Consider the following 11,705-nt stretch of genomic DNA (forward strand, 5'->3'; position numbering starts at 1 on the left):
TTCAACCTCAGTAAAACGAACAAAAAACAAACAATTTCATTCAGTTACTAAGGCCTGACCTGTACTTCAAAAGCCTGCTTAGCAGTGCCCTCGTCAGGTCAGGGAGGCGCATTCTACACCCCATACTTTTTAGGTCAACAGGGGAAAGGAAATAAAACTGAAATTATTCAGGTAGTGAACAAAACGACTTAATCGTCAGCAAGCGTTGCTTCAGAATCGTCCGTTTCATCTTTCGGTTTAACAAGCACAACTCCCAGCAAAATTCCCAGCTCATATAACAGCCACATGGGCAACGCAAGCAAGGTCTGAGAAATCACATCCGGTGGAGTCAGCAACATACCCAATACAAAACAACCCACAATCACGTAAGCGCGCTTCTGCCGCAAGCCGGCAACAGATGCTGCACCGGTCCAGATAAGCAAGAGCGTGGCGATCGGTATTTCAAACACAATCCCGAACGCAAAAAACAGCTTAAGCACGAAATTAAGGTAGCTGCTGATATCGGTCATCACCGCGACATTTTCCGGTCCAACACTGGTAAAAAAACCAAAGATCAGCGGGAAAACCACAAGGTAGGCAAATGCGACACCGGCATAAAACAGAAAGATACTGGATACCAGCAGCGGGACAGCCATTCTTTTTTCATGCTGATAGAGGCCCGGCGCGATGAAACCCCAGATCTGATGCAGAATAAAAGGCACTGCCAACAATACCGCCAGAACCAGTGTTAATTTGAAGGGCGCAAAAAACGGCGACGTAACGTCCGTCGCGATCATGCTGGTGCCTGGAGGCAGCAGCGCAGTTAAAGGTGCAGAGAGGTAACTGTAAAGATCATTGGCGAAATAAAAGAGACCCAGAAAAACGAGCAGAACTATCAGCAACATTCGGATAAGGCGCTGACGTAGCTCGACCAGATGACTGACCAGTGGCAGTTCCTGATCCTGTTCCGGATTTTCCTGATCGGTTTGACTCATACATCCTGGCCTTTCTTCTCGGATTCGCTTTTGCTACTGCTGTCCTCGTCAGTTACCGATTCAAAGGCCGAGCTGCGATCCTGCTCTGTTGTATTCCGGTATGGCTGGCGCATTTCATTCAATTCACGCTCCAGCTCATCCTTTTCGATGGCCGCCTGACGACGCAGTTCATCAAGCCGAAGCTCTTCGCTGATCTCGGACTGGATACTCGCCACAGACCGACGAATCTTACCCACCCAAAGACCCACCGTCCGCACAGCCGTCGGCAGCTTTTCAGGGCCCAATACAATCAGTGCCACAACTGCGACAATCAGTAGCTCAGAGAAACCGATATCAAACATACAGGTAGATGTTATTTATCCGTCGGCTTTTCTTCTGGCTGACTGGCTTTATCCGCCGCTTTAAAATCAGCATCTTTCTGATCAAGGGTTTTAGCCGCTACAGAGTCGGCGCCCTCATCTTCCTCTTTTTTCTCTTCTTCGTTCATGGCCTTTTTGAAGCCTTTAAGCGCTCCACCAAGGTCACTGCCGATGTTTTTGAACTTTTTGGTGCCAAAAATCAGGATGATGATTACCAAAACGATCAGTAATTGCCAAATGCTGATACCGCCCAGTCCCATTCAATTTCTCCTCTGTCACATGGCCGGCAACTTGCCGCCGCCCAATATATGAAAATGCATATGATAGACCTCCTGTCGCCCACCTGACCCTGTATTGGTGATGGTGCGGAAGCCTGACTGCAACCCAGCCTGAGCTGCTACCTTAGGAATACTTAGCATGATGTGTGCCATTAGATCAGCATCATCGTCCGTCAGTTCATATAAATTGGCAATATGCCGTTTGGGAATCACCAATATATGAACAGGTGCTTTGGGCGCATGATCTTTGAATGCCAGCAGTTGATCATCTTCATAAACAACCGTTGCATTCACCTCTCCGGCCGCAATCCGACAGAAGATGCAGCCCGACATCACTTAACCTTTACTACGCGAAGCTTTTTCTTCCAGACCAGACAGATCAAAGCGACGCGCCAGCTCGTCCAAAACTGCCTGCGGAGTTTCGCCAAGATGAGACAGCGCTACCAGCGTGTGAAACCACAGATCGGCAGTCTCGTATATCACATCATGGTTGTCGCCACTGTTCTGCGCATCTTTTGCGGCCAGAATGGTTTCAGTGGCTTCTTCACCCACTTTCTCCAGGATCTTGTTTAACCCCTTGGCATGCAGGCTAGCCACGTACGAACTGTCAGGTGCGGCATTTTTACGTTCTTCAAGCACCTCGCCCAAACGGGTTAACACATCACTCATGACGAACAATCACTTATCTGAAAATTAAAGTTGAAGCATAACGGATGGCCAGTGGCAGCGCTATCCCATCAGGATTTTGGCCGCCGGAGCAACAACACTGCACCAAAGGCGGCCACCACCCAACTGACCAAGGGTAGCTCAGCAACCCAGTCCAGCAAGGCTGGCTCCGCCAATAGGGCTGCTGCAGCCAGCAAACCGACCCCTAACAGCGTTCGATTGCGCTGTTGTCTGGCGATTTCATGGTACGCCGCCTGATAAGCGCGCTGATCGCGCAACCGGTTGTCATCAAGCCGCCGCACCTGGGTCAGGGCATCGAAAATCAACTGCGGCATATGTGGCATTTTTTCCAGCCAGTCCGGCGCCTGTTGTTTAATGGCACGATAAACCCCTTTAGGGCCCATGCGCTGTTTCATCCAGTCTTCGAGGAAAGGTTTAGCTGTTTTCCACAGATCAAGATCCGGATAGAGCTGACGACCCAAACCCTCAATGTTTAACAGGGTCTTCTGCAGCAATACCAGTTGCGGCTGCACTTCCATATTAAAACGACGCGCCGTCTGAAACAGACCTAACAATACATGCCCAAAAGAGATCTCTTTTAGTGGTTTTTCAAAGATGGGTTCACAGACACTGCGAATCGCTGTCTCAAACGCATCAATGTTGGTATTGGCTGGCACCCAGCCAGAATCCACATGCAGTTGCGCAACCTGACGATAATCACGTTTGAAGAAGGCAAGAAAGTTACGCGCCAGATAGCTTTGATCCTCCGGCGACAGGGAGCCGACAATACCAAAATCAACCGCTATGTATTGCGGCGCAGAGGGATTGTCACGGGAGACAAAAATATTGCCCGGATGCATGTCTGCATGGAAGAAGCTGTCCCTGAACACCTGGGTAAAGAAGATCTCGACGCCCCGCTCGGCCAATAACTGCATATTGGTATTTTGCGCCTGAAGCTGTTCGATATCAGCGACCGGGATACCATGAATTCGTTCCATCACCAAAACATTGGTGCGGGTGTAATCCCAGAAAATTTCCGGGATATAGAGGATCTCGCTACCGGCAAAATTACGGCCTAACTGAGAGCCGTTAGCTGCTTCTTTGCGCAGATCCAGTTCATCAAAAATAGTCTGTTCGTACTCAGCCACAACCTCTACCGGCCGGAGGCGTCTTCCCTCTTTCCAGACGGTCTGCACCAGCCCGGCAAGGCTGTAGAGCAGCGCAACATCTTTACGAATCGTATGTTCAATACCGGGACGCACCACCTTAACAACGACATCACGGCCGTTCAGCAGGGTAGCCCGGTGAACCTGAGCCACCGATGCAGAGGCCATCGGTGTCACTTCAAAGCTGGAAAACAGTTCCGCTACGGGCTTTTGCAGGGCTTTTTCAATCAGGCCCTGGGCTTGCTGACCCGGGAATGGCGGCACATTGTCCTGTAACTTTTTGAGCTCATCCGCAATATCCTGCGGCAACAGGTCACGCCGGGTAGATAACATCTGGCCAAACTTGATAAACACAGGACCCAGTGCTTCAAGCGCCAGACGTAAACGTTCAGCTTGTGGCTTTCGGGCGGGAATAATCAGGCGCCAGGGCAACAGCCAGAAGAACAAACGGGCATACCAGGGCAACGCCAATTCTCTGAACAGCGTATCGAGGCGATAAAAAGCAAAAACCTGAGCGATTCTCAGTGTGCGTGAAATTCGTCTCACCGGGGAGAAACCTTGTTTTGATTCGACAAGGGCGAGATGCCCTTTAAAAAGGGCCTATTATTTCGAACGAATGCAGTTACGTCCATCGGCTTTTGCCTGATATAGCGCCTGGTCCGCTCGGGTAAATAAAGATTCCAGCGTATCTTCAGTGTTAATTTGCGCAACGCCAAATGACATGGTGATATTCACCGGCTTTCCGCTGAAGTTAAACGGACTGGTTTCCAGCAAACTGCGCAGTTTCTCCATTGCCTGTAGCGACCCTTCACGCTCGGATGAAGGCAGAATCATCACAAACTCCTCCCCACCAATGCGTGCAGCAAAATCAGTGGTGCGCAGTTTGTTTTTGATCAACTTGCCCACCAGCTTCAATACCTTGTCACCTGCCAGGTGGCCGTAGTTATCATTAATACGTTTAAAATGATCGATATCGGCGACAACAATCGAAAACGGTACGTTATACCGCAGCCAGCGCTGGAATTCCTGCTCCAGATGATCTTCATAGGCGGCGCGGTTCGGCAGTCCCGTCAGCGAATCGGTATGGGCACGGGTGCGCTCGGCTTCCATATGTTTTTTGGCATTGCCCGCTTCTGTTTCGAGCTGCTCAATTTTACGGACCAGGGCCTCGTTTACACTTTCCATTTCTTCAAGGCGTTTACGCTCACGCAGACTAAACGCCTGCATGGTCGCCTCAAGACCCGACAACTGGCGTGATACGGACGCTTTCAATACGTTCAGATCATGGCAATCCCTGACCACAGCTGACATCTCTGCCACATTCAGCTGCACATCGGACTGCAGCTGAGACTGGCTGTCAGAACCCGCGGCCTGAATTTTCCGATAAGACATGACACTGACATGCACTTCGGCCAAACGCTCACTGATTTCGACCAGATACCGCTCAAATTCATCACCCGGCCCCTGAGGCAGTTGCAACAGGAGCTGTGCCAACTGGCTGACCCAGTTGGGCAATTCAGGTAACGACAGTCCCTTATCAAGATGTTTAAGTAGTTGATCTGCTTTGAGTTTTAATGCATCAGAGATGGTGATTCGGGTTAACAGCTGGCGGAACTCATCACGCACCTGGCTCAAAAGGCTCGAAACATCTTCCAGTGGCTGGGTGGGTGATTCAGGGGGTACAACATGATCGACAGACAGCGGACGAGAAAGCTGCAACACATACTCCACCAGCTCTTCAAGCAGCGGGCCAAGTTTTTGCAGACTGTCCTCAACACCTTTTAAGTGTGACTGTAATTGCGCAATTCGGTCTGGATTGCTGCCAGAATCAATTTCCAGCAATTTCAGCCATTTCTCCAGCGCCTGAGTGGCTTGCCGCACCGCACCGTTTCGATCCTGGCCATAACGTTGCAGCAATTGCTCTAGCGGGAAGGTGAGCGCAAACAGTTTATCTGAATCAGTCCCACCGTTCTGCAGATGAGCTCGCAAAACCGCCATAGCGCCATCCAACTCAGCATCTTCACCGGCCAGAGCGATGCCCAGTTGCATGACCAACTGACGAAGAGCTTGTTCGGTTTTTAAGCCCTGTTGGTTAGTACGTTCTACTTCAAGGGCAAGTTCGCGGTATTTTTGTTTCCAGTCTTCTTGAGCGCTCACTCGGCGGTCCTGAGAACGATTGATGTGAATAAGAGGTATGCTCTGACATCTTAGTCCAGTCAGGAATGAAGAGGTAGCATCCATGCTACCTAATATAGACTTAAGTCATTATTGTGGCTGACTTTCCTGTTGGACAAGGTAGTTCACCACATCCAGCATCTGTTTCTGACCACCCGCAGAGTCAACCGTCACACGGTACTTGCCATTCACTACCATCGAAGGCACGCCGGTGATGGCATATCCACGCACTTTGGATTCACCCTGTTTCAGCTTCATATTGACGGCAAAAGAGTTGAACATCTTTTCAAACGCGGCTGTATCAACACCCAGATCGCCATACAGATCACTGATCGCTTGTTCATTATTCAGGCGCTTACGCTGGATATGAATAGCATCGAAGGTTGCCTGATGCGTTTTATCCAGTGTTTTCATTAATTCAGATGAGTAATAAGCACGGGCATAGGGTTCCCAGCTGCGGTTAAACACCACCGGAATGCGCACGAAATTCACCGATTCCGGCTGATTTTTATGCCAATGCTCAAGCACCGGCTCGAAGTTATTACAGTGCGGACAGGTGTAACCAAACAGCTCAACCACTTCCACTTTTTCAGGATCCGCGGTGCGTACTGGTTGCGGCAACTTGAAATAGTGCACGCCCTCTTTGAAATCCGCCGCCTGGACGGCAAACGGGAGCAGCAGCGCCAGCAGGCAAAACCCAAGTTTTCTTATCATTTTCTAACTCCTTGAATTCACACTGCCTGCATGGACAGCGGGAGATAACATAAGTTCTGAAAAACACAGACAAAAAAGGCAGCCTAAGCTGCCTTATTTGAACCCGGGCTGAATTACTTGCCCAGACCCTGAATGTAGCTGGCAACCGCCTTGATTTCCGCATCGCTCAGTTTGGCAGCGATATCACGCATCATGCCCTGAGGGTCATTGTTACGCTGACCTTCGCGGAACATTTTCAGCTGTTTTTCAACGTAGGCTGCATGCTGACCGCCCACTGCAGGGAAGCCTGCCTGCGCGTTACCTGAGCCAGTTGGTGCGTGGCAAGCCGTACAAGCTGCAACACCTTTATCGGCGATGCCGGCACGGTAGATTTTTTCACCTTTTTCCACCAGATCTTTTGCGGCGTGGCCTACAGTGCCTGCCTTGCTGGAGAAATACGCAGCGATATCAGCCAGATCCTGATCGCTCAGGTTATCCAGCAGGCCGGTCATCTCAACGATCTGACGGTTACCCGCTTTAATGTCGTTCAGCTGTTTAACAATATAACGCTCATTCTGAGCAGCCAATTTTGGGAAGTTGGCAATAGCACTGTTGCCATCGGCACCATGACATGCCGCACACACTGCTGATTTTTCTTTACCTGCAGCTTTGTCACCCGCTGCGTGGGCAACACCTGAGATTCCAACAGCGACCAAAAGAGTGATCAGTAGTTTATTCATGACGCTTCCAGACTCTTTGCAAAAGTAGAATTTTGTAGTCAATCCGTGTGCCAGAGGGCATGGATTGTTCAAACTTAATGACCCGTGCACTAGAGCATTTGCCAGATCGCGGGTAAAATTGGCGGCAATTATAAACCAATATCCACACAAACTGGAACGATAATCTCTGTTCCTTTAGTCGTGGGCCACCAGTTGAGTACCCATGTCTGATACCCCAATCCTCCATTACAACAGTGCCCGATTCGCTACCAGTGCGGCCCGTTTAGACCAGTGTCCCCTCGATGCAGGCGCCGAAGTGGCCTTTGCCGGACGCTCAAATGCTGGCAAATCCAGTGCCATTAACACCCTGACCAACAACAGCAAACTGGCTCGCACCTCCAAGACGCCAGGCCGTACCCAGTTGATCAACTTTTTTGACCTTAACCTTGAGGGCGTCAGACTGGTTGACCTGCCCGGCTACGGTTTTGCCAAAGTACCGCTGGAGATGAAACAGCACTGGCAGCGGCATCTGGATAACTACCTGCAGAAACGCCAATGCCTTAAAGGCGTGGTGCTGGTGATGGATGTGCGCCACCCCATGAAAGAGTTTGATCAGATGATGGTTGAGTGGTGCCGGGTATCAGGTATGCCGCTGCATGTGCTGATGACCAAAGCCGATAAGTTGAAAAAAGGTCCGGCGCAGAGCGCACTGCTGCAATTGAAAAAACAACTCAAGGCCATTCTGGCTGACAAGGTCTCCGTGCAGCTGTTTTCTGCCCTGAAAAAACAGGGCGTGGATACCCTGGAACAACGCCTCAACCTCTGGCTCCTGCCTTCTGAAGAAGCATCCGCCGCTGAAGAGCAGGCATAAATAAAGCCGCTAAGTGCGGCTTCATCTTTGCTGGCAGGTTATGCCGTTGCATCAGGCTCTGAGTCAGTATTCTCGTCGACTGGAGCCTCTTCTACCGTACCGCCCTGCGCCTCAATGAATGCCTTCAGACCTTCCTGAACCAGTTCATAGGTGCGGTCAATATTAGCCGCGATATCACCTTCCAGCACACCCAGTCCGGTGAGAATATCCCGGGCTTCAGCAAAGCCCTGCTCAATACCGTCACCAATGACAGACACAAATTGATCAATCAACGCAGCCCCTTCAAGGTCAGGATTGGCATCTGCATAACGCTGCAATAAGGCGGTACTCAGGGAGACAATACGATCAGCGGTTGCCTCCGGGGAAACATCGAGGCCGGACTCGAAACTGGTTTCGATGGCCCGCTCACCAAATTCCGGTGCCAGAATTTCATTGATCTGTTCAATCACTGTTTTGAGCGTCAGCGCCTGAGGATCATTGCCTGCACTCAGGGTTACATCACCAAAGGAGGCATTGATGATCGCTTGATCCTGCTGCAGTTCGGCCGAGGCTGGCGATGCCGACTCTGCCTTTCGCACGGCATTTTTTTCATGTGCGGCCTGAGAGACTGTCTGACCGAAAGGCTCGCCCTGCACTTTGTTGGGCTTTAACTCCTGGTTTACATAACCACCAAAATTACCCACTTTACCAACGCTCATGTTTTGTCACCCGTTTTAGTTTTACTAAGGGTATTGTCGGCTAATAAACAGGAATAGTTTGATTAAATTTTATACAGTTTTTTGATAACGAGAGGCGTTTTAAGAATAAAAAAAAGCCCTGAGAATCGGGGGGAAGGGGAACGACATGTTTCTCAGGGCTTTCAATGCATGCTTATTATCATAAGAGCCACAACCACTGTGAACGTAAGAACAGCTGCAACTCTCATGACTGAGATTTAAAAAGACCCTTAGAAGTTCCCGGGTATAGCAATTAATCTTGTTCTACTTTAGTCGCAACTTAATCAATAAAACCACAAGGACCGCTTCAGCAAACGCTCCGCGCCAGCAGACTCATCTGTCACTTCAAGCGAAAACCGCCCGGTTGGCACCTCCGGCAAGGGGCCAATATCCACCCAATAGCTGCCATAACTGGCCAAAGAGCGGCGTTGTTTTTGCCAAACGACCTGCCCCTGAGGATCAACCAGTTTTATGTTCAGCTCCCGCGCCGCACCTTTGGCATACTGCAAGGTAAGTCTTGCACGCTGCGCTTTGGGCAAAATCACCTGATCACAGCTCTGATCCTGAAAAGCTTCTGAGGTCAGTTGAGCGGTGGACAACTGCGCAGGCTGAAGAAAATTGCGCTCTGCAGCCAACGCCTCAAGGATCGCATTTAACTCCAGTTCCAGTGGGTTTAGGCTCTGCTGATCCAGATGATCCATAACCCAGCGACGCCACAGTGACTGATCCAGCTTTTGCCTGATGCCGGGCTGATGCAACTCGGCCGGATTCAGTTCAGGCCAGACGAGTGAAGTCGCTTTTAACAAACGATAGGTATCCTCGACGCCTGGCTGCTGAACCTCTTCACTGGCAACAATATATGCCAAGATCTGTTGCTCACTGCCTGTATCAATACCCGCGACATTTTTCACAGCGGTCGGATCCAGCAATCGAAACGGCAGTTGCGCCAGTCGCGTTGCCTTATCTGCCTTCAGCCACACCTCAAGCAGATACTCGCCCGGGCCCGCATAAATACCGTCCTTATCCCCCACCGGCCCCAGGTTGAAAAAGGTTAGCGTGGTTGCCCAGCCTGACTTAACCGGACGCTCTTTCTGGTAGATCAACGCCCCTTCTTTCAACACCCGATACTGCACCTGATGGCCTCGTTTCGCCCAATAGAGGTTGAGCGCCATGCGGCCTTCACCGCCGACGAACAGGCTGCGCACTCGATCGACCGCCAAACCCTGTTCGGTTTTAATACCTAAACGGTAACTCTTCAGGTAAGCGGCATCCAACGAGACACTCGACCGGTCAGCAAAACCCTGTAGCTGCTCCTGAAGAGCCAGGACCGATTCCGGGACCGCCTCTGACGACAGCAAGGCCGGATAAATCTGAGTCCGGCTGAACTGTGCCAGGCGGTCCCGGAAAAAACGGGTCTGCAAGCTCAGGGGCAGTTCACTCAGGTATGCGGCTTGCTGACTCTCATCCGGCTGACTCAACACATGCTGAACAAACGCCAGGTCCTTCAGGCTATCCTGGCTCGCTGTTTGATTGAATGAACAGGCCAGCCCCACCAGATCCGTCAGTCCGGCTTCAGCCGACACCCCAGTTTTCACTGCAGGTGGGCGCCAAAGCGGCAACAGCATGGATTCAGTCTCTATATACTGTGCCCAGAAGGCACTCATATCCTGTCCTGTGTAATCCTGCAGGGCCTGTTTGAGGGGAACCTTGCCGTTAAAACCACGGTATTTGGCATAGATTTCACGCATAAAACCGTCCAGCGATTGCGTGCCACCGCTCTGACTTTTAATCTGGTGGGCCAACAATCGGGTTACCAGCGGTGCCTTGGTGTAGTGGATAAATTCCTTCAGCTCGGCGTTATTGATCTGCTTTTCCTGAGCCAAAGGAAAATCCAGTGAGCCCTGCTCACGACTGATCCCCTCCAGATAGCGCTGATAGAGTCTTGCCCAGCGTGGTGCGGCATCAAAGACACCTGTTTGTTGCCCGGCTTCAAGTTCAATGTAACTGGCCCAGCCTTCTAAAAACCAGTGTTCATCCGGTTCTGCAAACTGCATCCCCCAAGGCGCGTATTCATTGATTGGATGGGCAACCCGGTGCCCGAACAACTCCCAATTCCGTTGCATAGCAGCGGCATTGCCCGGCACCATTTCATAGGCCATGCCATTGGACCAGACTGCACTCCAGATCTTGCGCCCATCCTTGGCTCTGGGGTGCCAGACAATCTGATAGGGCCCGCCCTTGACCTCATAATCAAAGCGAGTATTGAAATAACGGAACAATGTCAGGGAAGTGTCGATCAGCGACTGCTGCTCGTCCGGGCTCCAGCCCGCGTAGGTGTACAACTCAACCTGAGTATCCCCAACCTGCTCGGCATGTAACTCAAACGGCCCCACTGCACCCAGACTCTTCTGCAGCGACTTAAACAACAGCTGCGGCTGACCATAATCGGTCACACGGTACTGATGCTTGTCCTCCGTGGGCTGCCAGGGGCTGATCACTCGGTAGTGTGACGGTAAGTCTGTGGTATCGAAACGCACCAGAATCTCTCGGATATGCGCCTGCACTTTAGGCACCAGGTAAAGCCGGCCATCAAAGGCAGCAAAGCGTTCATCGAAATTGCCCTGATGACCATGGCGGCCAAGACCACCAATGCGCATCTCATAGATCACCCTGACACGATCATTTCTCGCACCTGCCGGGGCTTCAAGATAGCTGTATCGTCCGTCCTGATGCAGTTTGTAGGCTTGCCCGGTGGGGGTAATGGCATGCAGAGACAGCAGATCATATTCACCCGCAACACCGCCATAAAGCGTGACCGATTGCCCCGATTTGCTGAGGGGCAGATCCATTTCAATGCGCAGACGCTGCTGTGAGGGATCAATAAAGCTGACCTGATAACGCAGAGTATCGGAAGCAAGGGGAGAATGAGCGGCAGGGTCACTGCAAGCGACCAGAATACCGCAGACAGCCAGCAGCCAAAGGCCGCTGACAAAACGACGTACACCATCCATGTGTTTACAACTCCAACTAACTGACCAAGCAATCCCTGAGAGGAATAAAGGCTCGCTTATCCACCCCCGGATTGCAA

12 protein-coding genes are annotated in these 11,705 nt (G+C 51.1%); 1 reads left to right on the plus strand and 11 read right to left on the minus strand.

Annotated features, from left to right (window positions below):
* Positions 1-188 precede the first annotated feature (188 nt).
* From tatC to P2G53_RS13100, 9 genes are all read right to left on the minus strand, one after another.
* On the minus strand, positions 189-974 hold the full coding sequence (gene tatC / locus P2G53_RS13060) for a twin-arginine translocase subunit TatC (protein ID WP_275817954.1): 786 nt from the start codon (positions 972-974) through the stop codon (positions 189-191).
* Complete coding sequence (gene tatB, locus P2G53_RS13065; RefSeq protein ID WP_275817956.1) at positions 971-1,315, minus strand: Sec-independent protein translocase protein TatB; 345 nt, start codon at positions 1,313-1,315, stop codon at positions 971-973. The genes tatC and tatB overlap by 4 nt, the downstream gene beginning before the upstream one ends.
* Positions 1,316-1,326: 11 nt before the next feature.
* Complete coding sequence (tatA, locus tag P2G53_RS13070) at positions 1,327-1,593, minus strand: Sec-independent protein translocase subunit TatA (RefSeq protein ID WP_275817958.1); 267 nt, start codon at positions 1,591-1,593, stop codon at positions 1,327-1,329.
* Positions 1,594-1,608: 15 nt separating this feature from the next.
* Positions 1,609-1,944, minus strand: coding sequence for a histidine triad nucleotide-binding protein (locus P2G53_RS13075; protein ID WP_275817960.1), 336 nt, complete (start codon positions 1,942-1,944; stop codon positions 1,609-1,611).
* A 3-nt stretch (positions 1,945-1,947) separates the two neighbouring features.
* Positions 1,948-2,280 (minus strand): phosphoribosyl-ATP diphosphatase, encoded by a 333-nt coding sequence (locus tag P2G53_RS13080; protein WP_275817962.1) that lies wholly within the window; start codon positions 2,278-2,280, stop codon positions 1,948-1,950.
* 68 nt (positions 2,281-2,348) lie between these two features.
* Positions 2,349-3,989 (minus strand): ubiquinone biosynthesis regulatory protein kinase UbiB, encoded by a 1,641-nt coding sequence (ubiB, locus tag P2G53_RS13085; RefSeq protein WP_275817964.1) that lies wholly within the window; start codon positions 3,987-3,989, stop codon positions 2,349-2,351.
* Positions 3,990-4,046: 57 nt separating this feature from the next.
* Positions 4,047-5,600: a GGDEF domain-containing protein gene (locus P2G53_RS13090; RefSeq protein ID WP_275817966.1), complete on the minus strand. Its 1,554-nt coding sequence runs from the start codon at positions 5,598-5,600 to the stop codon at positions 4,047-4,049.
* Between the two features lie 108 nt (positions 5,601-5,708).
* A complete protein-coding gene (locus tag P2G53_RS13095; RefSeq protein WP_275817968.1) occupies positions 5,709-6,332 on the minus strand; it encodes a thiol:disulfide interchange protein DsbA/DsbL in 624 nt (207 codons plus the stop codon).
* A gap of 113 nt (positions 6,333-6,445) precedes the next feature.
* Positions 6,446-7,051 (minus strand): c-type cytochrome, encoded by a 606-nt coding sequence (locus tag P2G53_RS13100; protein WP_275817970.1) that lies wholly within the window; start codon positions 7,049-7,051, stop codon positions 6,446-6,448.
* A gap of 202 nt (positions 7,052-7,253) precedes the next feature.
* Between P2G53_RS13100 and yihA the strand changes: the two genes are divergently transcribed.
* Entirely contained in the window at positions 7,254-7,901 is a 648-nt protein-coding gene (gene yihA / locus P2G53_RS13105) for a ribosome biogenesis GTP-binding protein YihA/YsxC (RefSeq protein ID WP_275817972.1), read from the plus strand.
* Between the two features lie 38 nt (positions 7,902-7,939).
* Here the strand turns inward: yihA and P2G53_RS13110 are convergent, their stop codons facing one another.
* Together P2G53_RS13110 and P2G53_RS13115 are read right to left on the minus strand one after the other, a co-directional pair.
* Positions 7,940-8,599, minus strand: coding sequence for a DUF5610 domain-containing protein (locus tag P2G53_RS13110; RefSeq protein WP_275817974.1), 660 nt, complete (start codon positions 8,597-8,599; stop codon positions 7,940-7,942).
* 302 nt (positions 8,600-8,901) lie between these two features.
* Positions 8,902-11,628: a hypothetical protein gene (locus P2G53_RS13115; protein ID WP_275817976.1), complete on the minus strand. Its 2,727-nt coding sequence runs from the start codon at positions 11,626-11,628 to the stop codon at positions 8,902-8,904.
* Positions 11,629-11,705 lie beyond the last annotated feature (77 nt).

Source organism: Neptuniibacter sp. CAU 1671, from assembly GCF_029222905.1.
GTDB lineage: Bacteria > Pseudomonadota > Gammaproteobacteria > Pseudomonadales > Balneatricaceae > Neptuniibacter.